Source organism: Enterococcus sp. DIV0840 (assembly GCF_050527835.1).
In the GTDB taxonomy this organism is placed as follows: domain Bacteria; phylum Bacillota; class Bacilli; order Lactobacillales; family Enterococcaceae; genus Enterococcus_L; species Enterococcus_L ureasiticus.
The window spans coordinates 1,329,272-1,354,828 of the sequence record NZ_CP172876.1 but is presented as its reverse complement, the minus strand read 5'-3'; the positions used below and the strand labels follow the sequence as shown (position 1 = coordinate 1,354,828).

The 25,557-nt window shown below is 35.6% G+C and carries 23 protein-coding genes; 11 read left to right on the top strand and 12 right to left on the bottom strand.

The window, feature by feature from the left end:
• Window positions 1-152: 152 nt before the first annotated feature.
• The 6 genes from IGL98_RS06395 to IGL98_RS06370 form a co-directional block, all read right to left on the bottom strand.
• Window positions 153-2,621, bottom strand: coding sequence for an HAD-IC family P-type ATPase (locus tag IGL98_RS06395; RefSeq protein ID WP_206912226.1), 2,469 nt, complete (start codon window positions 2,619-2,621; stop codon window positions 153-155).
• A 747-nt stretch (window positions 2,622-3,368) separates the two neighbouring features.
• Window positions 3,369-4,196, bottom strand: a complete 828-nt coding sequence (gene nadE / locus IGL98_RS06390; RefSeq protein ID WP_206846469.1) for an ammonia-dependent NAD(+) synthetase — start codon at window positions 4,194-4,196, stop codon at window positions 3,369-3,371.
• Window positions 4,197-4,324: 128 nt separating this feature from the next.
• The gene (locus IGL98_RS06385) at window positions 4,325-5,797 is read right to left on the bottom strand and encodes a nicotinate phosphoribosyltransferase (RefSeq protein ID WP_206846464.1); all 1,473 of its coding nucleotides are present in this window, start codon (window positions 5,795-5,797) and stop codon (window positions 4,325-4,327) included.
• An 80-nt stretch (window positions 5,798-5,877) separates the two neighbouring features.
• A complete protein-coding gene (locus IGL98_RS06380; RefSeq protein ID WP_206846502.1) occupies window positions 5,878-6,288 on the bottom strand; it encodes a GtrA family protein in 411 nt (136 codons plus the stop codon).
• A 115-nt stretch (window positions 6,289-6,403) separates the two neighbouring features.
• Window positions 6,404-7,036, bottom strand: coding sequence for a response regulator (locus IGL98_RS06375; protein ID WP_206846462.1), 633 nt, complete (start codon window positions 7,034-7,036; stop codon window positions 6,404-6,406).
• Between the two features lie 172 nt (window positions 7,037-7,208).
• Complete coding sequence (locus tag IGL98_RS06370; RefSeq protein WP_206912228.1) at window positions 7,209-8,141, bottom strand: sensor histidine kinase; 933 nt, start codon at window positions 8,139-8,141, stop codon at window positions 7,209-7,211.
• 121 nt (window positions 8,142-8,262) lie between these two features.
• Between IGL98_RS06370 and IGL98_RS06365 the strand changes: the two genes are divergently transcribed.
• Genes IGL98_RS06365 through IGL98_RS06355 form a run of 3 tightly spaced genes read left to right on the top strand, consistent with a single transcriptional unit; the run spans window position 8,263 to window position 11,532 of the window.
• Window positions 8,263-9,195, top strand: a complete 933-nt coding sequence (locus IGL98_RS06365) for an ABC transporter ATP-binding protein (RefSeq protein ID WP_206912229.1) — start codon at window positions 8,263-8,265, stop codon at window positions 9,193-9,195.
• A gap of 14 nt (window positions 9,196-9,209) precedes the next feature.
• On the top strand, window positions 9,210-10,358 hold the full coding sequence (locus IGL98_RS06360; RefSeq protein WP_206912238.1) for an ABC transporter permease: 1,149 nt from the start codon (window positions 9,210-9,212) through the stop codon (window positions 10,356-10,358).
• Window positions 10,345-11,532 carry an ABC transporter permease gene (locus tag IGL98_RS06355; protein ID WP_206912247.1) on the top strand — a complete coding sequence of 396 codons (1,188 nt, stop codon included), beginning with the start codon at window positions 10,345-10,347 and terminating at the stop codon, window positions 11,530-11,532. Before IGL98_RS06360 ends, IGL98_RS06355 begins: the two co-directional genes overlap by 14 nt.
• A 54-nt stretch (window positions 11,533-11,586) precedes the next feature.
• Here the strand turns inward: IGL98_RS06355 and IGL98_RS06350 are convergent, their stop codons facing one another.
• The gene (locus IGL98_RS06350; protein WP_206846454.1) at window positions 11,587-11,943 is read right to left on the bottom strand and encodes a DUF1827 family protein; all 357 of its coding nucleotides are present in this window, start codon (window positions 11,941-11,943) and stop codon (window positions 11,587-11,589) included.
• Between the two features lie 184 nt (window positions 11,944-12,127).
• Between IGL98_RS06350 and IGL98_RS06345 the strand changes: the two genes are divergently transcribed.
• Window positions 12,128-12,886: a MerR family transcriptional regulator gene (locus tag IGL98_RS06345; RefSeq protein ID WP_206912254.1), complete on the top strand. Its 759-nt coding sequence runs from the start codon at window positions 12,128-12,130 to the stop codon at window positions 12,884-12,886.
• A 122-nt stretch (window positions 12,887-13,008) separates the two neighbouring features.
• Here the strand turns inward: IGL98_RS06345 and IGL98_RS06340 are convergent, their stop codons facing one another.
• The gene (locus IGL98_RS06340) at window positions 13,009-13,644 is read right to left on the bottom strand and encodes a hypothetical protein (protein ID WP_206846452.1); all 636 of its coding nucleotides are present in this window, start codon (window positions 13,642-13,644) and stop codon (window positions 13,009-13,011) included.
• 74 nt (window positions 13,645-13,718) lie between these two features.
• Window positions 13,719-14,573, bottom strand: a complete 855-nt coding sequence (locus IGL98_RS06335; RefSeq protein WP_206912260.1) for an HAD-IIB family hydrolase — start codon at window positions 14,571-14,573, stop codon at window positions 13,719-13,721.
• A gap of 309 nt (window positions 14,574-14,882) precedes the next feature.
• On the opposite strand from IGL98_RS06335, the gene IGL98_RS06330 reads away from it, so the two are divergent.
• Entirely contained in the window at window positions 14,883-15,626 is a 744-nt protein-coding gene (locus IGL98_RS06330) for a TraX family protein (RefSeq protein ID WP_206912261.1), read from the top strand.
• A 77-nt stretch (window positions 15,627-15,703) separates the two neighbouring features.
• On the opposite strand, the gene groL is transcribed toward IGL98_RS06330, so the two are convergent.
• Both groL and groES read right to left on the bottom strand, forming a co-directional pair.
• Window positions 15,704-17,332: a chaperonin GroEL gene (groL, locus tag IGL98_RS06325; protein WP_069645199.1), complete on the bottom strand. Its 1,629-nt coding sequence runs from the start codon at window positions 17,330-17,332 to the stop codon at window positions 15,704-15,706.
• A 63-nt stretch (window positions 17,333-17,395) separates the two neighbouring features.
• Complete coding sequence (gene groES / locus IGL98_RS06320) at window positions 17,396-17,680, bottom strand: co-chaperone GroES (RefSeq protein ID WP_010763256.1); 285 nt, start codon at window positions 17,678-17,680, stop codon at window positions 17,396-17,398.
• A 223-nt stretch (window positions 17,681-17,903) separates the two neighbouring features.
• Between groES and IGL98_RS06315 the strand changes: the two genes are divergently transcribed.
• A complete protein-coding gene (locus IGL98_RS06315; protein ID WP_010765555.1) occupies window positions 17,904-18,086 on the top strand; it encodes a hypothetical protein in 183 nt (60 codons plus the stop codon).
• Between the two features lie 88 nt (window positions 18,087-18,174).
• Window positions 18,175-18,843: a CPBP family intramembrane glutamic endopeptidase gene (locus IGL98_RS06310; RefSeq protein WP_206846501.1), complete on the top strand. Its 669-nt coding sequence runs from the start codon at window positions 18,175-18,177 to the stop codon at window positions 18,841-18,843.
• Between the two features lie 64 nt (window positions 18,844-18,907).
• On the opposite strand, the gene IGL98_RS06305 is transcribed toward IGL98_RS06310, so the two are convergent.
• Window positions 18,908-19,573 carry a redox-sensing transcriptional repressor Rex gene (locus IGL98_RS06305; RefSeq protein ID WP_069645200.1) on the bottom strand — a complete coding sequence of 222 codons (666 nt, stop codon included), beginning with the start codon at window positions 19,571-19,573 and terminating at the stop codon, window positions 18,908-18,910.
• Between the two features lie 215 nt (window positions 19,574-19,788).
• On the opposite strand from IGL98_RS06305, the gene IGL98_RS06300 reads away from it, so the two are divergent.
• From IGL98_RS06300 to IGL98_RS06285, 4 genes are all read left to right on the top strand, one after another.
• Window positions 19,789-21,732, top strand: a complete 1,944-nt coding sequence (locus IGL98_RS06300; RefSeq protein WP_206912263.1) for an ABC-F family ATP-binding cassette domain-containing protein — start codon at window positions 19,789-19,791, stop codon at window positions 21,730-21,732.
• A gap of 17 nt (window positions 21,733-21,749) precedes the next feature.
• A complete protein-coding gene (locus IGL98_RS06295; protein ID WP_206912275.1) occupies window positions 21,750-22,385 on the top strand; it encodes a TrkA C-terminal domain-containing protein in 636 nt (211 codons plus the stop codon).
• 254 nt (window positions 22,386-22,639) lie between these two features.
• Window positions 22,640-23,830, top strand: coding sequence for a quaternary amine ABC transporter ATP-binding protein (locus IGL98_RS06290; RefSeq protein WP_069645202.1), 1,191 nt, complete (start codon window positions 22,640-22,642; stop codon window positions 23,828-23,830).
• A complete protein-coding gene (locus IGL98_RS06285) occupies window positions 23,823-25,538 on the top strand; it encodes an ABC transporter permease/substrate binding protein (RefSeq protein WP_206846447.1) in 1,716 nt (571 codons plus the stop codon). The genes IGL98_RS06290 and IGL98_RS06285 overlap by 8 nt, the downstream gene beginning before the upstream one ends.
• Window positions 25,539-25,557: the final 19 nt, after the last annotated feature.

Sequence of the window (25,557 nt, the reverse complement as noted above, 5' to 3'; positions counted from 1 at the left end):
CTTTTGAAAAGTTTCCCCTTTTATCTTTAGATTACGCGCACTTGGAGAAATAACAACGTTAAAGGGCTTAAATGAAAATGATTGTCATTCTTTATTAGACTCACCCAACATAAAAAAGCTAGGACATCTTTACGTCCTAACTTTTTCTAACCTTAAATAACTCTTTTTTTCTTCTTGATTCTTCTATTTTCTTTCCTCTTCTCAACCTCATATATCGCTCTCGTCATAAATAATGATATATAGTTAAAAATAGACCGGTTGCCAAGAATCAATGGCAGATAGAATAGAACATTTCTTGTAAATAATGATGTCAACATAAAGAAATTCCCAAAGAATAGGAAGCAAACAAGAAACGCAATTAATAGAAGGCCAATCATGATCTGTTTTTTCAAATCTAATGGTCGTGCGGCTCTAAGTAACACTTGAAATCCTACACAACCTGTAAGCAACACACACATCGTAGAGACATCTTGATGCGATAAATCAAACCAAATTCCAGCTAGCTGTAACACTAAAATATTAAAAACAACTGTCAGTGCTCCGGGAACTGAAATCCGTAATATATTAGTCAAAAAGTGCCCTTTGATTCGTTGATAATTCGGTTCTAACGCTAAAATAAAAGAAGGTATCCCAACCGTTAATGTATTGATTGGCGTTAACTGTAGCGGTGCAAATGGATATGGTAAGAATAAAAAGATAAATGTTACTGCAAGAATCGCAGAGTAAATTGTTTTTACCATATACATTGATGCAACGCGCTCGATGTTATTGATTACACGGCGACCCTCATTCAGTACTTGGATCATTGAACTAAAATCAGAATTTAATAAAACGACATCTGACACAGCACGGGCAGCATCACTTCCACTCGCCATAGCTACGCTGACATCCGCTTCTCTTAATGAAAGAATATCATTGACACCATCCCCTGTCATACATGTCGTATGTCCATTTTGTTTCAAGGCTTGAATCAACTCTCTTTTTTGATAAGGCGTTACTCGACCAAAAACGGTCGTTTTTTCTACCAGTTCATTGAAGTTTGTTGAATCAGAAATGGTACTCATGTCAACAAAATTTTCTGCTCCAGCGATTCCTGCTTGCTTCGCTATTTGCGACACCGTAATTGGATTATCACCTGAAATAACTTTTAGCGTTACGTCTTGCTTTGCAAAATAAGAGAATGTATCCACCGCATTTTCACGAATCGTATCCGCTATGATAAAAATCGCAACCGTTTCTTTCTCTTTAGGCAACTTAGGACTTGTTAACTCTTCTGAAAAATGAACCAAAATCAGGACACGGTCTCCTTGCTCATTATAAGGCGCCAATTTCTCTCGTAACGCTTCTGGAACTTCAGAATAAATAAATTCCGGTGCCCCCATAACAAACGAGCCCTTTTCTTCAAAAGTGATACCACTCCATTTTCGATCGGAAGAAAACGGGATTACTTCTTTAACTTTCCAAGCAGATTGAGAAAGTGGAAACCTCGTTCTAAGAACTTTAGCTGTTGCATTTTGATCTGATAGGCCTGCCATCATTTCACTCATTGCACGCTCGATTTCACTTGCTGGAAAACCAGCTTGGGGAATCAGTTCTTTAAATGTCAAACTGCCATCTGTAATGGTTCCTGTTTTATCCAAACAAATGGTGTCCACGCGCGCAAGGGTTTCAATACAGGATAGGCGTTGGATCAAGGTTTGTTTTCTAGCTAAATTCGCTGCCCCTACTGCAAATGCCACACTGGTCAATAGCATCAAACCTTCTGGAATCATACTAATCAACGCACCAGAAACACCTAAAACTGTTTTTGGAAAGGATTGTGTTGACTGGTACTGTGACCAGAATAATAGTAAGCCGATCGGAATGATAGCAAATGTTAAACCTTTGATCAAAAGATTCAGTGAATTCATTAATTCCGAAGTCGAATGTTTCTCTGTTTTCGCCTCTTTGGATAACTTAGAAACGAAGTTATCTTCACCGACTGCCGTGATTTTGACAAAACCTAATCCTGAGGTAATAAAACTTCCACTCATGATTTTATCGCCATTTTGCTTCGTAATTTTATCTGATTCTCCCGTTAATAAGGACTCATCGACCTCCATACCTTCTGCCTGAAGCACGACACCGTCAGAAGGAACTTGGTTTCCCAAGGTCAAAACTAATACATCACCCAAAACAATTTCATCTTGAAAGATTTTAACCAATTGATTTTCCCTTAAAGTAGTTACTTCTGTTTTATTAACGATGGATAGTTTATCGATCGTTTTCTTTGCATGGATTTCTTGGATGACACCAATTGCTGTGTTGATAATAATGATCCAGAAAAATAATGCATTTTTAGGATAGCCAACAGCAAAAACTGCAACCGCTAAAAACAAGTTGATAAAATTAAATAATGTCAGTGAGTTATCTAAAATGATCTGTTTCGTCGTTCTAGATAGATCTTCGACTTCTTTGTTGGTCTTACCTTCTGCATAGAGTTGTTGTACTTCTTGATCGGACAAGCCTTTTATATCGGTTGGAATCCGAATATCGTTATCATTGATTTTTTGTGCTTTTTCTTCTGATGGGGAAAACTCCTCTTTATCTATATCTCTTTTTTTCCTAAACAATTTTTTCACCTTTTCATTCACCTTCTTATTGCTGTAGTTAAACCAATTGTAGAATAGTTTATCCAATATTTCAGATAACTAGTTTAATTTTACACTTTTTTTAACCATTTGAACAAAATGAAGGTAGTTTGATTTGAAATTTAGATATAAAAAAAGAAAGCCTAGTTTTTTAGTCTTTCTTTTTTGTTGATTTTAGTGTTTTTTGATACGTTCAATTTTAGAGTGAGACCTTCAACTATCGAACAAGGTACTCTACCAACTTTTGTTTCACTCCACTCACTCATATTAGAGTGAGACATGGAGAATTGATCTTCAAGGTAGATGCACATAGATTTCAATCCACTCACTCATATTAGAGTGAGACCCACTGCCTAGACTCTTCATAGCATATCCTGATTATTTCAATCCACTCACTCATATTAGAGTGAGACTGGTTCTTTAGGATATGCAAAAATGCCTTCTCATATTTCAATCCACTCACTCATATTAGAGTGAGACCTTTTTTTAGCAAGCTAAGCGTCAAATTTTTGTATTTCAATCCACTCACTCATATTAGAGTGAGACCGTGAAAAATAAGATTATCTTCCATAAATCATTCATAATCCTTATTTTTCCAAGTAAATCAACGTAAACATTAAAAAAAAATGAGAAAAATTCAAAATCAAGTCCTTTTCTCCATTAATTTTGGTGCGGGTCTCCTAATGATTTCATGGGCACTTGAGGTCCGCACCAAAAATGTTCATTTTTTTCTAACTCTTATTTCCAAAAATCATCAAAAATTGAAATCGGCATATGACGTTTATGCTGTGTTTTGTTATACCAACCTTCAATCTTTTCTTTCGCTTTATCCGATACAGCTTTTCCTTCAACATAATCATCGATATCATCGTAAGTCACACCAAGTGCTACTTCATCTGCTACCAAAGGTTTATCATCTTCTAAATCAGCAGTAGGGATTTTTGTATAGAGTTCAGCAGGTGAGCCTAATTCTTTCAGCAAAGCCTTGCCTTGACGTTTATTCAAACGGAACAATGGTAAAATATCTGCTCCGCCGTCACCATATTTTGTATAAAAACCAGTAATATTTTCAGCCGCATGATCTGTACCGATGACAGCGCCTGATTTTTCTCCAGCGATCGCATATTGAATGATCATCCGTTGACGGGCCTTCATATTTCCTTTATTAAAATCATTGATAGAAACCTCAGATTCCTCAAGAGAAATGACACATGCATCAATTGCTGGTTTGATATTCACACGTAAAGAAACATCCGGTTGAATAAAGTCCAATGCTTTTTTAGCATCCTCTTCATCAGCCTGTTCACCATAAGGCAAACGAACTGCAACAAATTGATATGCTTTATCTTTCGTTTCTCTGCGCATCTCTTCCATTGTTAACTGGGCAAGCCGACCAGCTAGTGTAGAATCCTGACCTCCACTAATCCCAAGTACAAAGGTTTTTAAAAAAGGATACTTATATAAGTAACTTTTCATAAAATCAATACTTTTTCGAATTTCTTCTTGTGGATCTATTTGCGGTTTCACACCTAATTCTTCGATAATTACTTTTTGCAGTGAGTCCATAGAAAATCCCTCCTAAATTAAAAGTAGAATAAATTGGTTCATTCTTTAAAAATTAGCGCTAAATCGTTCTTTGTTTCATTGCCAATTTATCTAGTTTCAAAAGCTTGATCTGTATAGCTAGATATTATTTATTTGCCTTCACTTAATGCTTTTACATCCACACGAACTTTTTCAAGTAAACGCATTTTATGATTCCAGCACTCAGTTGATAAATCGACTGGGTATTTTTGCGGATTAAGATCACGTTTATACTCTTCCCAAAGTGAATCAAGATTTTCTTTTGCGTAGCTTTTGATTTCTTCTAAAGTAGGCATTTCATATACTCGTTTTCCTTCAACAAAAATATCTTGTAACACAGCTCTCGCTTCAAAATCTCTGACAGTCTTATTAATAAATGTATGCACTGGGTGGAACATATAAATTTCCTCTTGTTTACGAGGATCCTCATCCCATAGTGTCACATAGTCACCCTCAGATTTTTTATCTGATTTACGCGTGATTCGCCATACTTGTTTTTTTCCAGGTGTTGTAACTTTTTCGGCATTGCTGGAAAGTTTGATAGTATCTTTCATCTGACCGTCTTTATCTTCGATCGAAACTAATTTAAACACAGCGCCTAAAGCTGGTTGATCATATGCCGTAATCAATTTCGTCCCAACGCCCCAAACGTCAATTTTTGCTTTTTGCATTTTTAAACTTAAAATAGTATTTTCGTCTAGATCATTTGAAGCATAGATTTTAGCTTCTGTGTAACCTGCTTCATCTAATTGTTCACGCACTCGTTTTGAAATGTAGGCCATATCTCCACTATCAAGACGAACACCTAGGAAATTGATTTTATCCCCCATTTCCTTCGCTACACGGATTGCACTTGGCACTCCAGATTTTAAGGTATCATAGGTATCAACCAAAAAGACACACTCTTTATGCGTTTGCGCATAGGCTGTAAAGGCATCATAATCATTTCCATAAGACTGTACTAATGAATGAGCATGTGTTCCACTGACTGGAATACCGAAAATTTTACCAGCTCGAACATTACTTGTCGCATCCGCTCCGCCAATGTAAGCCGCACGAGTCCCCCAAACAGCCGCATCCAATTCTTGGGCACGGCGAGTACCGAACTCCATCAAGGGATCTTCTCCGATCACAGATTTGATACGTGCCGCTTTTGTTGCAATCAGGGTTTGGAAATTGACCATATTCAAAAGAGCTGTTTCGATCAATTGACATTGTGCTAAAGGCCCCTCTACCTGAATCAATGGCTCATTATTAAAAACCAAATCTCCTTCTAATGCAGAACGAACGGTACACTTAAATTCAAACTCTTTTAGGTAAGTCAAAAAGTCCTCTGGATAATCTTCTACTTCTCTAAGATAAGCAATATCTGTATCTGTAAACGTTAAATTCTCTAAATATTCGACCAATCTTTCCAAACCTGCAAAAATAGCATAGCCATGATTAAAAGGCATCTCCCGGAAATAACATTCAAAAACTGAATGCAAGTCCGCTCTACCTAATTTCCAATACGTTTGCATCATGTTGATTTGATATAAATCAGTATGTAACGTTAAGCTATCATCATCATAAACTTTCTTCATCTCACTATGCCACCCTTTATTTTTCTGAAATTTAATTTCTATTATATCAAAAAACTGTCTTTTTAACTAAAAACTGATTTTTAAGATGCTTTTTTCTTGAAGATAAAAAACTTGCTGAAAAAGTAATTCAATACGACCACCGCAACTTGAGTCACCATTTTTGCCCAAAAATCTGAAATATGCATCCATTCGATCATTAAAACCATCAACGCCATATCAACAATAAATGATAAAATTCGGTACCAGTAAAACAGCAGCATTTCTCGAATGAAAGAACCGATATCCTCATGGTTACTTGCAAAAACAAAATATTTATTTGTAAAAAATGCGAACAACACAGATAAAAACCAGCCGATTGCATTACTTATTTTATAGTCGATTCCCAAGAGATCCTTACAGATAAAGAAAATCACTATATTCACAATCGTTGTTGCTACACCAAAAACTAAATAAGAAATCACTTCTTTATATTTATGAAATAATTCTTTCAACATTCACGCTTCCTTTCGTTCCATTTCTTATTTTATCAAAGATAAGATAGAAATCCTACTGATTTTCTAGTTTCTATTACATGATCATTCGTTTTAAAAATAAGCATTTTTGATTCTATTTCATATAGATATTTTTATAATAGAAAACTGCTAATTGCGTCCGATCCCTTAGTTCTAGTTTTTCTAATAAATTACTGATATAATTTCTGATCGTTCCTTCGCTTAAATAGAGTTGATTAGCGATTTCTTTATTATTCAGTCCTTCTGCTATCAAAGAAAGAATAGACAGATCTTTTTCATTTACTTTGTGTTCCTCTAAACAGGTTATTTTTTCTGTTTGTAACAAATGAGGTAATCGCTCCATGATAGTATGTCCGAAAACTGATTGACCGTTCTTGACGGCTTTGATAGTTGGGACGATCGCTTCTATGTCTTGCTTTAATAAATAACCTTTAACACCAATCCTGAGTGCTTCCATAATATAATCATCATCTGAAAAGGTTGTTAAAAGTAAAATAACAGCTTGCTCCTCTTTTGCTAAAATATTGGTAGCAGCTTCAATCCCAGTTGATTCTTTCATCCGAATATCCATCAGTAAGATATCTGGCTGTAGTTCTTCATATAATTCCACAGCCTGAATTGCACTATCGCCTATTCCTACTACACTAATTTCACCACTTGCTTCTATAATCGTTTTAAGTGAAGTTGTCACTAATACATCATCATCCACAATCAATACTCGAATCACTGTTTAGCCTCCCTAGATTTCGGCAAAATAGCCAGCACCGAAAAACCAACTTCTTTTCGGTTATAACTCAGTCTACCACCTAATTTTTCTATTCTTTCCTGCATACCTATCAACCCGATTCCGATTTCATTTGGGGCTTTTTCTTTATTTTGAGTTCCGTTGTCTTCTATTGTCAGTTTGTGAATACTGGGTGATTCTGAAAATGAATCGTCACTTTATCTGCATTGCTGTGTTTCATTACATTTGCTAATGATTCTTTAATTAGCATGATACAGGCGAGTTTATATTCTTTACTGATATATTCAGAAAATGTACCTTTTAATTCTACCTCACAAAATGTAAAATTTTGTAAAATATTTTCACACGCCAAAGATAAACTTAATGACTCATCATGCAAGTCATGTACGCTATCTCGGATGCTGTTCATTCCTTGTGTAATGGTTTCTTGTAGTTGATTTAGTGGGATCAGCATTTTTTCATCTTGATTAATTGCTTTAAGTGCCCCAGTTTGTAGCAAAGCACTAGAAAGTAAGTGTCCGACATTATCATGAATATCTCGAGCAATTCTATTTCGTTCATTTGAAAATTCCAAATTAATTTTGATCTCTTGTTTTTTGATCAACTCAGAGTTTTGTGATTCAAAAATAAAACTATTCTCATACTTTTCTTCATTCAGTACTAAATAGTCATTATGCAATCCGGTATCTTTTAAAGTAAGAAAAGCTAAATAAGCCGATAGTCCGCATAATAATAGAATGGAAAGTTTTAAGTTATTCGAATAATTACTACTATATAAAAGAAATATTAAAATCAGACCGCTATTGATGATTGTCATGTTTTTTCCTTCATCCATCCTCCCGTCATAAAAAAGGATTGGGACAAAATAAGCATATTCTGGCCACTTTGTCGCGGCAAGCAATAAAATCAAAATACCTAAAATGGAAAGTTTTGGTTCCTTGATCACCCAAAGAATGATGCTCAAGACAATTGTCACTAAGACAAAGATAACCATTTCACTTTGGTAGGTTTGATTTAAAAGAAGTAGCAAGCACAATCCTAACAAAAAAGCTTTATCAAACAAGTTTCGTATTACAAATTTATTCATCATCTTCTCCAAATTCTTCACTTATATGACAAATGTCACATCGATATAGGAAAATATTCACTTATATCTAATTATCTTTTGAGCTATAGTTCTATTATAAAGAAAAAAAGGAGAATTTCATATGATAATCGAAATAAATGACTTAGTAAAACGCTACGGAAAGCTAACAGCATTGAACCACTTTAATCTACAAGTAAAAAAAGGCGAAATACTAGGACTACTTGGTCCTAATGGCTGCGGAAAATCAACCGCGATCAATTGCATGCTTTCACTGTTATCGTATGACAAAGGCGGAATAAAACTCTTTGGTAAAAAAATGTCTCCAACTCGCTATGATATAAAAAAACGAATTGGTGTCGTTCCACAAGAAGTTGCTGTTTTTGATGAATTGACAGTTATCGAGAATATCGATTACTACTGTGGCTTATATATCAGCGATAAAGCAACTAGAAAAAAGTATGTTGCAGAAGTCATCATATTGGTAGGTCTGGAAGATTTTACTAGTTTTCCTCCAAAAAAACTTAGCGGCGGACTAAAGCGACGACTTAATATCGCATGTGGCATCGTCCATAAGCCTGAACTTATCTTTTTAGATGAACCTACAGTTGCCGTGGATCCCCAAAGTCGTAATAAGATTTTAGATAGTATTAAAGAACTAAATCGTCAAGGAGCAACGATTGTCTACACGACCCACTATATGGAGGAAGTAGAACAATTATGTAACCATATCGTGATTGTTGAAAAAGGCCAAGTCATAGCAGAAGGTACCAAAGAACAATTAAAAGGCATGATCAAAATCAATGAAAAAATCGTAATCGAAATACCAGATTTCCCTTCATCTGTTAAAGAAGAACTATTACAACTTCCTGGAATTATCGATATCACGTATGACAATATTTTTGTAACCTTGAATACTGAAAAAAACAAAGCTGTCTTTACCAAAGTCCTGCATATCTTGGAAGAAAATCACGTTTCATTTGGTAATTTTTACACTCAACAACCCACACTTAATGATGTCTTTTTAGAAATAACTGGTAGAGAATTGAGAGATTAGAGAGGAGCCATCGTATGTTTTGGCATTTATATTATTATCGCTTAAAAATTCAATCGAAAGACAAAGTTTTACTATTTTGGTCCTTGGTTTTCCCGTTACTGTTAGGTTTGTTTTTTACAGCTGCTTTTAGCAATCTCGATACGATTGATTTGGCTAAGAAGATTCCAGTTGGAATTGTTACAAATGAACAAATTCCCGCACAAGATACTGACTTATTCATGAATACTCTGAACGAAATCAAAAATAATGATCAAAAAATGTTTAAGCCAGTCATACTTTCAAAGGAAAAAGCTGAAAAACAATTGTTAAATGAATCAATTGCTGGTTACTATATTCTAACCGAGGATGACGTCTCACTGACAATCAGTAAACAAACGATCCAACAAAATATTTTGGATACATTTATGAATCAATTTCTTCAAAGTAAAATGACATTGACGACCTTACAAAGAGAAAATCCGGCTCTTTTAGCTTCATCTATCACAGAAAAAATAGGTAAAACAACTAATTATATTTCTGTTAATCAAGCTACGGCTTCAAAAGGAAGTCAGAAAAGTTTTTATTTCTTTACTTTGATCGGGATGAGCTGCATGTTCGGTATGTTCTGGGGGATCAACAATGCTAATGATGAGCAGGCTAACCAATCAGCTAATGGCATCCGCCTAAGTATGACACCCAAAAACAAACTATTTATTGTCCTAACAAACTTATCTTCTTCATTTACAATCTTTATTGTCGAGCTATTCTTTATCTTAGGTTTCTTCCATTTTATTTACAATGTAGATTTTGGAACTCGCTGGTTACTTATTTTATTAACTTGTGCGTTAACTGCTCTCACGGCACTTTCATTGGGTGTGTTATTTGGAAACATCTTAAAAGTACCGTTAAATCAGAAAATTTCACTAGCTGTGACTTTTCAAATGACTTGTAGTTTCCTAGCTGGAATGATGTCTCCTGATATCAAGCTTTTAGTAAATCAACATCTTCCTTGGTTAAACGCAATAAATCCAGTGAACCTTGTCAGTGAGGCATTATATAAGCTGTATTATTATCAAAATATCGACAGTTTTTACAACAACCTGATTAGTCTAGGGATACTGACAACAATCTTTATCACCGCCAGTGTTATTTACGAAAGGAGAGTGCAGTATGTCAGTCTTTAAAGCTACTTTAGGCATTCTGAAAAAGAATCTAGGAACTCTGATTCTTGCATTGGCAATTAGTCTAGGTATTTCTTTCGCTTATTCTGGTTCTTATTCGCCTAAATCCAATGCAACCGAACTTGAGAAGATGAACGTCGTTATTTTCAATACGGATCACGGAAACACGGCAAAACAACTAGAGACTTATTTAAAACAAACGATGAATGTTGTCTCATTAAAAGATACGCAAGAAAAGATCGATGACGCTTTATTTTTTGGAAAAGTTGATTATGTACTAACTATTCCTGACTCTTTCTCTCAAACTATCAAACAAAATCAACGACCTAAATTAACAATTCAAGTTAAACCTGATAGCTTTAACCAAGTATATATTGATTCAATTATCAATAATTATTTATCTACGTATCAATTCTACCAAGAAGCATTTCCAGGTAAAACAGAAGCTGAGATCGCCAATTTAACCACTACTAATCTGGCCAAGGTAGGGCAGATCAACTTTGATTCATCTTATAATCAATCAAAGAAAAATAAGGCAACTGGGAAAGTTTTTGGTGTATTAGCATACACTATGTTTATGACTATTTTCAGTGCAATCACTTTAGTCAGTTTGGCGTTCAATCCTAAAGAAATCAAACTTAGAAATGATTGTTCTCCTCTTTCTAAGCGATCGTTTTCACGCCAACAATTTATTGTACAACTTGGATTCTGTTTAGCACTTTGGGCAGTTTTTGTATGCCTTATTCTTCTGGTTACGAAAAGCAATATTGATCGATACAGTGCCTATTTTATTTTGAACACACTACTTCTATTTATAGTTGCGGTATCTTTTAGTAATCTAATCGGCGGTATCATCAGTAATCCAGATATGGTTTCCGGAATTAATAATGTATTTATTTTAGGTAGTGCCTTTGTTAGCGGAGTTTTTGTGCCCGTAGAAATTTTACCTGACATCGTAACGAAAGTGGCTTCTTTTACACCAACTTATTGGTATATGAGAAATTGCACATTGATTGGAAATACGGTTCAATTTAACAATGATTTTTCTACTAAATTTCAATTCAACTCACTTATTTTATTGATTTTTGCTGTCATCTTTTTCTTATTAGCAATGCTAACAAGAACAGAACATGGCGGTTTGAAATTTTCCTTTAGCAAAATAGCTATCAAAAAGTAACAAACCCTCTCAAGAGAAAGCCGCAATTCAGCTTTTTCTTGGAGGGTTTTGTTTTTATGCTGGATCAACATTCTTTTGAATCACAATAATATCTTTTCTAGGTGCGCTAAAAGAATACCCTTTTTGCTGCATTTCATTTTTCACACCGATATGCACTGTTACTTCTTCTCTAGTCGTATTTAACAGTTTTTTGATCACATAATCAACTTCTTTTTTTGCAATTTTCTTTTTAGTATTGATCATAATGATATCGATTTTATCAAATGCATCAGCATATACAATTTGGGTACGGTCCAGTGCATATAATTTAAAAAATTTAATCGCTTTAGTCCCAAAAACGAACTTAGTGATATTTGGATAAAAATATTCTAAGTCTAAATTCCTATTGATTGGTGTTTCGATTAATTTCATTCTCTCAGCTCCTTACTTATTTAACATTTATCTTGATAACTTTACATAAAAAATTTTACTCTTTCAGCGACTTTTTGTAAATCAAAAAAATGATTTTTCATAGAAAAATATGTTATTCTAAAAAAAAGACTTGACCTTACCGTTAAGTAAAGGTTTATGCTAGTTACATACAGGAGGGAAACAGATGGAATACACAATCAAAAAAATTGCTGAATTATCCGGAATCAGCACTCGAACATTGCGTTATTATGACGAAATCGATCTTTTAAAACCTGCGCGTATCAATTCTTCTGGTTACCGCATTTACGGAACGAAAGAAATCGATAAACTGCAGCAGATTCTTTTTTACCGTTCATTGGATTTGAAACTAGAGGCCATCCAAAAACTACTGAACACACCAGACTATGATCCCAAGCACGCGTTACAGGATCATTATCGACAATTACTAGAAAAACGGCAGCAGATCGATCATCTGATCCTCACTGTAGAAAAAACATTACGCTATCAAAAAGGAGAAATCACTATGACTGATAAAGAAAAATTTGTAGGATTCAAACAAGAAAAACTACAAGAAAATGAACAAAAATACGGCAAAGAAATACGCGAGAAATATGGAGAGGAAACAGTGGAGACATCAAATCAACAGTGGCTGAATCTAAGTAAAGAAGATTTTAGTGGAATGGAAACGGCTGAAAAAGAACTGTTTGAAGCATTAAAAATTGTGATGGCCACCAAAGAATATCAATCAAAAGAAGCTGAAACGGTCTTTTTAAAGCATAAAGAATGGCTACAATATACTTCGCCTGTCTACTCAGCTGAAATGCATAGAGGTTTGGGGCAAATGTACATTGGTGATGAACAATTTGCCGCTTATTATGATGAACGAGCTGGAAAATCTGCCGCTCAAACACTAAATCAAATTATTCAACATTATGCAAAATAGATACACAATTACAAGTTGAGAACGTTTAAGGGTCTGAGAAGTAACTGTCAAAGTTCCCTCTCAGACCCTTAAAATCTAAATAGTGCTAAGAAATCAGCTCTTTTTATTACGGGTTTTAATTCTTAGAAAGTACCAAAAAAGGCAAGACCAAATAAAATCAGTAAAAAAATCGTTAAAGCTGCCGATTTAAGTCTACGTTTTCTCTGTTTAGCAATAAAATTAGCATTTTTTAAACGCTCTTGCTTGTAGCTAGCAGAGTGCTTGATTTGCGTAATATCATAATAAAAAAACTGCAGTGGCTGTTCCAGTATATTCTCATCTAATCCATCTGTTTCACCAACTAATAATGTATACTGTCTGATTTTTGATGGAAAATTTCTACTATTCTTCTTTTTTAACTTCACAAATAACTCTTGATCACCCAAAAAATAATAAGATTGGTCATCTTCCTGAATCTCGATTGAGTCCATTTTCTGAAATTCATCCGGCAGTTGCGTTTTGATTCGCTGGAAATAGTCGGCAAAGACTTCTACACGTAAATAACGAAGTACATAGATAACTAAACCTACCTCGCCCAAAAACAATAATACTAACAACACTCGAATAAATGATCCAGATAAACCGACACCAATAGCCGTTACCAACATAATGGCAAGCAGAAATAATAAATATCTTTGATAGTGCTTCATATACAGCTGCCTGATTCCTGATTGATAATATTCTAAATCATGTTCAACTTTGTCTTTTATTTCGTTCATTGTTACTCTCCTAACTCAAAAAATTTATTGCTTAATTACACCTTTTTATCTTGTTTCAAAAATATTCACTATTTTTAGTCTTTGACGATTTCTTCAAAAATAAAAGTTCCAACCCCACCGTCTAAGCAATCACCAATAATCAGCTGACATTGCTCTTTCACAATTTCCTTAGCGTTCCCTACTGCAACTGGAATATCGACAACTTCTAACATCGCTAAATCATTTTCACCATCACCGATACCATAACTACGTGCCTCTGGAAATTTTTTCATGAATTCTTTGATAGCATTACCTTTGCTGCTCTTTGGATCAACAATTTCTAAGCATTGTGTAAATGAAGAAAAGACATCCGCCGACTCGCTACTCAATAAGTCACGCAATGTTTCATGTTCTTCATCGCTTGCTTCCATCAATTCTATTTTCATCACTTTTAGCTCTGGATGTTCAGTTAAATAAGTAAATGGATCTTCCACATGTTGACATTGTTCTTTGAAGAAGGCTTCTTTGAAATCCATGATCTGTTTGCCTGTTTCGCCCATTGGTTCTAACTTTTTCCTTAAGGCTAAAATATTTGTGTCATAATTTTCAACTGCTTTTAAAATAATTCCTTCATTTGTATGAATATGATAAAAAATATGTCGTGCTTCTAAAATAGCGATGACTCTTTCACATTCAGCCATTGCTACACAATGATTATACTGAACTGGTTCACCAACCAATTTATGTCCGCCGCCGTTACTAAAAATAACATCGCACTCACTATCTAATTCATCCATCAATTCTGTCAATTGCGCATAACCGCGTCCACTGATAAATACAAAATGATCACCTTGCTTTTGTAAAGCGTAAATCGCATCATAGTTGACTTTTGGCACTTCACCAGCTAGATCTTGAAACGTTCCATCTATATCACAAAAAACAATATTCATTTGTTAAACTCCTTTTCATATCGATTACCTGCTCAGGTATAAACACGATACACTTTTTTATTTCAACTATTTGAGTATAGCATAATTCACTATGTTATTTTCAAAATTCTTAATAGTAAAGTCTGATCCATTCGCTGATAGCTCTATATTTTAACATGAACATCTATTTTGTCATCATTACGCCTCTTGCTTATATATCTTTCACTTAAAGATCCATCATTTAACTAAGAGATTATTCTTTTTTTAATAAAATAGGACAGTTTGTATGGTAAAATGATATAACTATTCCATTAAAAAGGAGCGATATACTTGGAATTTAGGGCTTTTTTTTCAGGCAGCCAATTGAAATGGATCGCTATCTTTGCTATGATCCTCGATCATACAGCAAAAATCATTTCTTTTCAGCCTCCAATGATCAGTTCAGTTCCCTTTGCAAATGAATCGAATCATCTGATTGAAGCAAGCCAGGTCATTTTCCCAGTATTTATTATGATTGGAAGACTCGCTTTTCCTATATTCTGTTTTTTGCTTGTAGAAGGCTTTATCCACACCTCGAATATAAAAAAATATCTGAGTCGTTTGTTTTTATTTGCTTTAGTTTCTGAGATACCTTATGATTTGGCTTTTTCACATCAATTAATTGATTTAGAAAGTCAAAATGTCTTTTTTACATTATTGATTGGCTTACTCGTTATTATTGGCTTAGAAAAATTACAGGTTCACTCTATACAAAATGGAATTTTTTCTATTATTTTAGTAGGAATGGGGATTTTTTTAGCAGAATGGCTACAGACCGATTATGGTGGTTGGATCGGAGTTTTGTTGATTGTCGTTTTGTATCTATTTAGAGATTTTCTTCTATTGAAATGTATTCTGGGAGCATTGGTACTTATTCAAAATAGTTGGTTTGGGCTGATTGCTTTTATATCGATCTATTTTTACAATGGGCAGCGAGGAAAACAGTGGAAGTATTTTTTTTATTGGTTTTATCCAGTTCATTTGTTGGTGTTAGCGGGGATTCAACAGTTTTTGATCATCCCTTATTTCAACTAGTTAATGAGTCAGTTGAAACAAAAAAACAGTCTAACATTATTACATGTTAGACTGTTTTTCTATTGACTAAAGCTTGATTACATCATGCCGCCCATTCCCATTGATGGGTCCATTGGAGGCATTGCCGCACCAGCTGGTTCTGGTTTATCTGCAACAACTGCTTCTGTTGTTAATAACAAGGCAGCCACTGATGCAGCATTTTGTAATGCTGAACGAGTCACTTTTGTTGGGTCAACGATTCCTGCTTCGACCATGTTTACCCATTCGCCATTAGCAGCATTGAACCCAATACCTAAATCGATATTTTTTAATTTATCCACGATTACTGAGCCTTCATAGCCAGCATTTTCAGCAATTTGGCGGATTGGTTCTTCTAAAGCACGAACAACGATTTTCACTCCCGTTGCTACATCGCCTTCAGCATCTAATGCAGCCACTTTACCGATAACATTTACAAGCGCTGTACCACCACCTGAAACCATGCCTTCTTCAACCGCAGCACGAGTAGCGTTCAAAGCATCTTCGATACGTAATTTTAATTCTTTTAATTCAGTCTCAGTTGCAGCTCCAACCTTAACAACTGCAACGCCGCCAGCTAATTTAGCTAGACGTTCTTGTAATTTTTCACGGTCAAAATCAGAAGTTGTTTCTGCAATTTGATTTTTGATCAATTGAACACGGGCATCGATACCAGCTTTTTCGCCAGCGCCTTCAACGATTGTTGTGTTGTCTTTATCAACAACAACTTTACTTGCATTACCAAGATTTTCGATTGTTGTATCTTTTAATTCAAGACCTAAATCTTCAGTGATCACTGTAGCACCTGTTAACATAGCAATATCTTCAAGCATTGCTTTACGACGATCACCAAAACCTGGTGCTTTAACAGCAACAACATTGAATGTTCCACGAATTTTATTTAAGACAAGAGTTGGTAATGCCTCACCATCAACGTCATCAGCGATGATCAATAATGGACGACTTTGTTGTAAAATTTGTTCTAACAAAGGCAAGATATCTTGAATATTAGAGATTTTTTTGTCAGTGATCAAGATATATGGATTTTCTAAAACAGCTTCCATTTTATCATTGTCAGTCACCATATACTGAGATAGGTAGCCACGGTCAAATTGCATTCCCTCAACCACATCTAATTCAGTTTCGATCCCTTTTGATTCTTCAATTGTGATAACACCGTCGTTCCCAACTTTTTCCATTGCATCAGCAATCAATTGTCCAACACGGTCTGAACCAGAAGAAACAGCTGCTACTTGTGCAATTGCTTCTTTTGAATCAACGACAGTTGAAATGTTGTGTAATTCTTCAACTGCAGTTTTTGTTGCTAATTCGATACCGCGACGAATTCCTAGAGGGTTCGCACCAGCAGTTACGTTCTTCAAGCCTTCTCGAACGATTGCTTGTGTCAACACTGTAGCAGTTGTTGTGCCGTCTCCAGCGATGTCATTTGTTTTAGATGCAACTTCAGATACTAATTTAGCACCCATATTTTCAAAATGATCTTCTAGCTCGATTTCTTTTGCAATCGTTACTCCATCATTTGTAATTAATGGTGATCCAAAAGATTTTTCTAAAACAACGTTACGACCTTTAGGGCCTAATGTTACTTTTACTGTGTCCGCTAAAATATCTACCCCACGAAGCATTGCTGCACGTGCATCTTCTGCAAATTTGATTTCTTTTGCCATAATTCCTTCACCTCAAAAATTTTATTTTTTCTATTTTAAATGTTTTTTATGTTAAAAAATGGATTACTCGACAATCGCAATAATGTCTTTACCAGAAACGATCAAGTAATCATTTCCTTCATATTTAACTTCTGTACCTGAATATTTTTCAAACATTACGGTATCGCCTACTTTTACATCGGCAGGAACTTTTGTACCGTTCTCTAAAACACGGCCTTCACCTACTGCGATAACGTTTCCTGTTTGAGGCTTTTCTTTGGCAGCTGATGCTAAGACGATGCCTCCTACTGTTTTTTCTTCTTCTTTCGCGACTTCAATAACGACGCGATCGCTTAATGGTTTTAACACAATAAATCCCTCCATAAAAATTATTTATCATTTTAGCACTCTTGGTTATCGAGTGCTAACTCACACTATTTATAATACTCATTTCCCTATCGTTTTGCAAGTCTTTTGACTAATTTTATTAAATAATCGATCAAAAAAAATAAGTTCCTTTACAAGGATCGGCATATTCCTTCTCAATCCTCCATTTCATGGTAAAATAAGATCAGAAAGGGAGGCGATTGAAATGAAACAACGGATCACGGGAGCTTTGACGATAACAGGACTTTATTTAATTATTGCGAATGTCGGTAACTTCTTCTTTGGAGTAAGCAGACGTTTTGATTGGACAACTACTTTGTGGGAAGCAGCTTTTTTCTTCGTATTTATCTTTCTGTTATTAGGTTATCGTAATAATCATAAAAAATAATAGTCTTCCGAAATAAATGTCAATTATGGTATACTTTTTTATATTCTGCACTTGTTGAAAGGAGCTTACTATTAATATGCCTAAAAATATGTCTATTAAAAAAACAAGTTTTTCAATGATCCTTATTTATGGGCTCGTATTTTTTTCTCCCTATATTTTCAGACCATTTTCACCAGATGTCGTGATTGCGGGTACAACATTCACTTATATTTTAGGTGCTGCTCTGATGATTTGGCTTTACATTAAAAATAAAAATACCGCTGTTACTATGGTCGAACAAGAAGCGAAACTAACTTCTCCTGTTTTCATCTTCTTACTTGGCGTTAGTGGTATTTTTTTAGCAATGATTATCCAAGCAATTGTTTTTGGTATTGAAACAGCGATCACAGGCGTTCAGCCTAGTTCACAAAATACACAAAATATTATCGCAGTTATTTTAGCGAATCCGTTGTTTATCCTAGCAACAACGATTGGCGGACCAATCATGGAAGAGTTTGTTTTTCGTCGTTCTTTGATTGGTTTGACAGAAAGCTATACTGGTTTTTGGATCGCTGCGATTATTAGTTCTTCTTTATTTTCTGTTATCCATCAAGATGGTCATTTCTTTGTTTATTTTTTCATGGGCTTCTTCTTTGCTCTACTCTATAAAATGACTGGGAAAATTTGGACCTCGATCATCGCTCATTGCGGAATGAATACGCTCGTTGTGATTGCCCAACTTATTATGCACTACGCCAATATTGAACTGCCTAAATAAAATTAAAAATAAAACCCCTGTGATTGCCCTTCTTGTATGAAAAGCAATCACAGGGGTTTTTAAATTATTCTTTTTCGTCTTCGATTTCAGTATCGGCTAATTCATTATCATGATGCAAGAAGTAAATCAATGTTTGTAATTCATTCGTCAAATCAACATTTTGAATCAGAACATCTGTTGGTGCTACTAAACGTGCTGCTGTAAAGTTCAAAATACCTTTCACGCCAGCATCTGCCAACTGACTTACAACTTCTTGTGCTTTTCTAGCTGGTAATGTTAGAATCGCTACTTCAATTTGTTGCACACGAATCTGTTCCATCATATCTGTCATTGGATAAACTGGGATACCATCAACGATTCTGCCAACAATGTCGTCGTTCACATCAAATGCGCAGCTAACACGAATACTATTGCTCTGATGAAATTTATACTTTAGTAAGGCACTTCCTAAATTACCTACACCGATCAATGCTACATTTGTTAGTTCATCATCATTCAATGTTTTTGCAAAGAAATTCATCAGATTCTCTACATCGTAGCCATAACCACGCTTACCTAGTTCGCCAAAATAAGAAAAATCTCGTCGAATTGTTGCGCTATCTACTTGCACTGCATCACTGAGCTCAGTAGAGGAAACTTTATTTTTGCCTGCATCATGCAGAATTCTCAAATAACGATAATATAGGGGAAGGCGTCTTGCCGTTGCTTTTGGAATAATTTGGTCTTTCACAATCGTACCTCCAATACTCTAAATATAGACAAATATCCATCTCTCATAATAGCAGTTGTTCCAGATAAAAAGCAATCTTACCGCTCAGGAAAAGAACTATTTTTCAAACTTTTTAAAATTAGGCTGACAAATTTTGAGTCATACTGTAGGATAGGTGCTTTTTTTGATCAATTTATGCTACACTAAAGGCATTGAAATAGAAATGAGGTTACCACATGATTTTACTCCAAGCAAATCAAATCGCCCGTTATTTCGGCGCAGATACTTTGTTTGATAACATACAAATGGAGATCAGTACAAACAGTCGGATCGCTTTAGTCGGCCGCAATGGTGCTGGTAAATCTACTCTTTTAAAAATAATCGCTGGCATAGATGCACCTGATGCTGGTACGATTGCTAAAAATAAAACAGCCAGTCTAGGATACTTAGCCCAAGATACTGGACTTGATTCTGATAAAACTGTTTGGGATGAGATGCTTGAAGCTTTTGTCGAAGTGATCACAATGGAAAAACGAATGCGTGAATTAGAATTGATCATCAGTGAACTGTTGCCTGATGCTCCAAATTATGAATCTGTTATGAAAGAATATGATCGCCTACAACATGAATTTTCAGAAAAAAATGGCTATGGTTATGAAAATGAAATCCGTTCTGTCTTACATGGTTTTGGGTTTAAAGAAGAATTTTATTCAAAAAATATCAGTACGTTATCTGGCGGTCAAAAAACACGTTTAGCTTTAGCACGGATGCTGTTGCAAAAACCAGATATTCTGATTCTCGATGAACCAACCAACCATTTAGATATCGACACTCTTTCTTGGCTAGAAAATTACTTACCTGGATACTCTGGTGCCCTTTTGATCGTCTCGCATGACCGATATTTTTTGGATAAAGTCGTAACAGAAGTCTATGAGATCAGCCGTCATAAAATGCGTTATTATAAAGGCAATTACTCAAAATATTTAGAATCAAAAGCTGAACAGCTGACAAGTGAATGGAAGGCTTACGAAAAACAGCAAACTGAAATCAATAAACTGGAAGATTTTGTAGCTCGAAACTTAGTCAGAGCATCCACAACGAAACGAGCACAAAGTCGCAGAAAAACTTTAGAGAAAATGGACCGTTTAGACCGACCTCAAGGAGATGAAAAATCAGCGAATTTTCTTTTTGCAATCGAAAAAGTTTCCGGAAATGTCGTACTTCAAGTAGAAGATGCCGCAATTGGCTATGAGAACCATATCTTATCAGAGCCTGTTTCATTAGACGTTCGACGTCAAGAAGCCATTGCCTTAGTTGGACCTAACGGGATCGGAAAATCAACTTTATTAAAATCGATCATTGGAACGATTCCTTTCATTAAAGGTGATGCAACTTTAGGTACAAATGTTCAAATCGGCTATTATGATCAAGAACAAGCTAATCTGCACGGAACAAAAACTGTTTTAGCTGAGCTTTGGGATGAGCATCCAACTACTCCTGAAAAAGATATTCGCAATATTCTAGGCAGCTTTTTATTTAGTGGAAATGATGTAGAAAAAACGATCCCTCTTCTAAGCGGTGGTGAGAAAGCTCGGGTTGCACTAGCGAAATTATCAATGGATAAACAAAACTTCCTGATTCTTGATGAACCGACGAACCATTTGGATATCGACAATAAAGAAGTTTTGGAAAATGCCTTGATCGATTATGAAGGAACCCTTCTTTTTGTTTCCCATGACCGTTATTTCATTAACCGAATTGCGACGAAAGTCATTGAACTTTCTGAATCTGGCAGCAAACTTTATTTAGGCGATTACGATTACTATCTTGAGAAGAAAAAAGAAGAAGAAGAATTAGCTGCATTATTAGCTGAGCAGTCCTCTGTAAAACTAACAGAAACTACCAAACCTAAAAATGATTTTTATCAAAATAAAGAACAACAAAAAATCCTGCGTAATTTAAATCGAAAAATAACGCAGATCGAAGAAAATTTAGCATCGCTGGACACTACGATTGCGCAATTAAAACAATCTATGAGCGATCCTGCACTCGTTGATGACCATATGAAGCTAATGTCATTAAATGAAGAGTTAGAATCACAGCGCGCACAACAAGAACAATTACTGACAGAATGGGAAAATCTTAGTTTAGAGCTTGAAGAAGTAGAAGAAAATAACTGATGAAAGGCAGGTTTGACATGACTTCAAAACGTATGAATGTAACGAAACCTAAGTATCAGCAAATCGCTGTAGATGTAGCAGTTAAAATTGCTGATCAAACATTTACGGTTGGTGATAAAATCCATGCACGCTCAACTTTGGCTAATAAATACAGTGTCTCTCCTGAAACAGCCAGAAAGGCGATCAGCGTATTGGTTGATTTAGAAATCGTCCAAGCAAAACATGGCAGCGGATTTTATGTTCATTCAATGGAAAAGGCCAAGCTTTTCGTCGACCAATACCAAGATGTACAATCGATTCATGATTTAAAAGACGATCTGATAGACAGTGTCAAAAAACAAAAAGAAGAATTAAGCCACTTTTCAGAAATACTGGATAAACTTGTTGATCAGACAAAGCGTTTTGATTCGTTCAATCCACTAAATCCAGTGACTTTCACACTGACTGATGATGCAATGCATCTTGAAATGACGATCAGCGAATTGAATTTATGGCAAAGTACGTCTGCTACTTTGATTGCGATCAAACATGGTGATGAACTCCTTGTATCTCCTGGCCCATACGCAAAACTTACTGCCGGTGATACGATTTATTTTGTTGGTCATGAATCAACATTACAGCGAGTTCAGAATTTTTTCTATCCGAATTCATAATACAAGAAGAACAGTCAAACGCATCAGTTTGACTGTTCTTCTTTTCTATTCTCTCATTTCTATGCTCCTAATTTGACAAAGTGACTACACGATGTTAACCTAGAATGGTCACTTTTTTACAGAAAAGAAAATGATTTTCTTTACATGTAGAGTAAGTTTTAGCGTTATAGTTGAAAAGCTTAGCGTTTGTAGGTACTTAGCTTAACGAAGCTAAACAAGCTCGTTCAGCTTTTAAAATAAGGAGGAATTTTGTTTTGCCCAAAGTACAAGTCTCGCATTTAACAAAAATATTCGGTAAAAAATCAAAACAAGCGCTGGATATGATCAAAGAAAACAAAGATAAAACCGAAATCTTGAAAAAGACCGGTGCTACTGTCGGCGTTTACGATGTAAATTTTGAAGTAGAAGAAGGAGAAATTTTCGTGATCATGGGTCTTTCTGGTAGTGGAAAATCTACCTTGATCCGCTTATTGAATCGTTTGATCGAACCAACTTCTGGAAATATTTTTATCGATAATCAAGACATCTCAAAATTGGATAAAGAAGGACTTAGAGAAGTTCGCCGTAACAAAATGAGTATGGTCTTCCAAAATTTTGGTCTCTTCCCTCACCGCACCATCTTAGAGAACACGGAATATGGCTTAGAAGTTCGTGGTGTTCCAAAAGAAGAGCGAACTGCAAAAGCTGAACAAGCTTTAGAAAACTCAAGTTTACTTGCTTTTAAAGATCAGTTTCCTAACCAGTTATCCGGCGGAATGCAGCAACGTGTTGGTTTAGCTAGAGCCTTGGCTAATGATCCAGAAATCTTATTGATGGATGAAGCCTTTTCTGCACTTGACCCGTTGATTCGCCGAGAAATGCAAGATGAGTTAGTCGATTTGCAAGAAAACGTGAAAAAGACGATCATCTTTATCACCCACGATTTAAATGAAGCATTACGCATTGGTGATCGAATCGCTTTAATGAAAGATGGTCAAATCATGCAAATCGGTACTGGTGAAGAAATTTTAACGAATCCAGCTAATGATTACGTTCGCACATTCGTTGAAGATGTCGATCGTTCCAAAGTCTTAACAGCACAAAATATTATGGTTCCAGCACTAACAACAAATATTGAAATTGATGGTCCAACGGTTGCTTTAACTCGTATGCGTCAAGAAGAAGTCAGCATGCTTTTAGCTGTTGATAAAAAACGTCAATTAAAAGGTGTGGTCAGAGCTGAGCGCGCATTAGAAGCTCGTAAAGCAGGTAAACCGTTAATTGATTATGTAGATACAGATATCACTTCAATTGACAAAGATATGTTAGTCAATGATATCTTCCCGATCATCTATGATTCACCTACGCCAGTTGCTGTAACTGACAACAATAAATTGCTTGGTGTTGTGATTCGAGGCAGCGTTCTTGAAGCATTAGCAGAAACAGAGGTGAACATCAATGAATAATTATCAATTACCTGTAGCAAGTTGGGTCGAAACGATCACAGAATGGATGACCAATACATTTTCTGGTGTTTTCAGTTTCTTCCAAACAACTGGTCAAAGCTTGATGGATGGAATCACGTCCCTTTTAGTTGCGGTTCCTCCCGTATTATTTATTATTATTTTAACTGCCATTGCATTTTTTATTTCAAATAAGAAAATTGGTTTAAGTTTATTTACACTGATTGGGTTACTTTTTATCTATAACCAAAATTTATGGACAGATCTAATGAGTACTGTGACGTTAGTGTTACTATCTAGTGTAGTTTCTATCGTTATCGGTGTACCGCTTGGGATTTTAATGGCAAAAAGTAATAAAGCGCAAAGTATCATTACGCCTATCCTTGATTTCATGCAAACTATGCCTGGATTCGTTTATTTGATTCCTGCAGTCGCATTTTTCGGAATCGGGATGGTTCCTGGGGTGTTTGCCTCAGTGATCTTTGCATTACCGCCTACCGTTCGTTTTACGAATCTTGGAATTCGCCAAGTACCGAAAGAATTAGTTGAAGCTTCTGACTCATTTGGTAGTACTGGCTGGCAAAAATTATTCAAACTTGAATTACCATTAGCTAAAAACACGATCATGGCTGGTGTCAATCAAACAACTATGCTCGCACTTTCTATGGTAGTTATCGCCTCAATGATCGGTGCCCCTGGTCTTGGTCGCGGCGTTCTTTCTGCCTTACAGCGTGCTCAAGTCGGAAACGGTTTTGTTAACGGTGTAGCATTAGTTATTCTAGCAATCATCATCGATCGTTTTACTCAGAATTTAAATAAGAAAAAAACAACTCCAGCAAAATCGAAATTATCTAAGAAGCAAAAAATCGGTGGGATCGCCGTTGCTGTTGTCGCAATCATCGCTCTGATTGGCGGTTCTACTCTTTTCTCATCTGCTAAAAACGAAGAAAAAAATATTTCTCTTTCTTATGTAGAATGGGATACAGAAGTTGCCTCTACTCATGTAGTGGGTGAAGTCTTAAAAGATATTGGCTACAATGTGTCATTAACACCACTAGATAATGCTATCATGTGGGAATCCATCTCAAAAGGTGAAACAGATGCCATGGTTGCTGCTTGGCTACCCGGAACTCACGGAGAACAATATAAACAATATAAAGACAAAGTAGACGACTTAGGTGAAAATCTAAAAGGTGCTAAACTTGGTATCGTCGTTCCACAATATATGGATGTCGATTCAATTGAAGATTTAAAAGATCAAGCTGGTAAAAAAATCACTGGAATCGAACCTGGTGCAGGTGTCGTTGCCGCTGCTGAGAAAACCCAAAAAGCGTACGGCAACTTAGCCGACTGGTCTGTCGAAACTTCTTCTTCTGGTGCGATGACCGTGGCTCTTGGACAAGCGATCAAAAACAAAGAAGAGATCGTCATCACTGGTTGGTCTCCTCACTGGATGTTTGCTAAGTATGATCTTAAATATTTAGAAGATCCAAAAGGAACAATGGGTAAAGAAGAAACAATTCATACAATGGCCAGAAAAGGATTAGAAAAAGAAAATCCTGAAGCTTATAATGTATTGAAAAACTTCTATTGGACAAAAGAAGACATGGAATCAGTTATGTTAGAAATCAACAATGGAACAGAACCAACACAAGCCGCTAGAGACTGGATCGACAGTCATTCAAAAGAAGTAGCTAAGTGGAAAAAATAAAAAAAGAACTGATCACTGT

Coding starts and splice junctions, on each gene's coding strand:
- nadE (WP_206846469.1), bottom strand. CDS start 4,196: ATGGACTCACTGCAAAAAGTAATTATCGAAGAATTAGGTGTGAAACCG.
- IGL98_RS06385 (WP_206846464.1), bottom strand. CDS start 5,797: ATGAAGAAAGTTTATGATGATGATAGCTTAACGTTACATACTGATTTA.
- IGL98_RS06370 (WP_206912228.1), bottom strand. CDS start 8,141: ATGAATAAATTTGTAATACGAAACTTGTTTGATAAAGCTTTTTTGTTA.
- IGL98_RS06365 (WP_206912229.1), top strand. CDS start 8,263: ATGATAATCGAAATAAATGACTTAGTAAAACGCTACGGAAAGCTAACA.
- IGL98_RS06360 (WP_206912238.1), top strand. CDS start 9,210: ATGTTTTGGCATTTATATTATTATCGCTTAAAAATTCAATCGAAAGAC.
- IGL98_RS06355 (WP_206912247.1), top strand. CDS start 10,345: ATGTCAGTCTTTAAAGCTACTTTAGGCATTCTGAAAAAGAATCTAGGA.
- IGL98_RS06350 (WP_206846454.1), bottom strand. CDS start 11,943: ATGAAATTAATCGAAACACCAATCAATAGGAATTTAGACTTAGAATAT.
- IGL98_RS06345 (WP_206912254.1), top strand. CDS start 12,128: ATGGAATACACAATCAAAAAAATTGCTGAATTATCCGGAATCAGCACT.
- IGL98_RS06340 (WP_206846452.1), bottom strand. CDS start 13,644: ATGAACGAAATAAAAGACAAAGTTGAACATGATTTAGAATATTATCAA.
- IGL98_RS06335 (WP_206912260.1), bottom strand. CDS start 14,573: ATGAATATTGTTTTTTGTGATATAGATGGAACGTTTCAAGATCTAGCT.
- groL (WP_069645199.1), bottom strand. CDS start 17,332: ATGGCAAAAGAAATCAAATTTGCAGAAGATGCACGTGCAGCAATGCTT.
- IGL98_RS06315 (WP_010765555.1), top strand. CDS start 17,904: ATGAAACAACGGATCACGGGAGCTTTGACGATAACAGGACTTTATTTA.
- IGL98_RS06310 (WP_206846501.1), top strand. CDS start 18,175: ATGTCTATTAAAAAAACAAGTTTTTCAATGATCCTTATTTATGGGCTC.
- IGL98_RS06300 (WP_206912263.1), top strand. CDS start 19,789: ATGATTTTACTCCAAGCAAATCAAATCGCCCGTTATTTCGGCGCAGAT.
- IGL98_RS06295 (WP_206912275.1), top strand. CDS start 21,750: ATGACTTCAAAACGTATGAATGTAACGAAACCTAAGTATCAGCAAATC.
- IGL98_RS06285 (WP_206846447.1), top strand. CDS start 23,823: ATGAATAATTATCAATTACCTGTAGCAAGTTGGGTCGAAACGATCACA.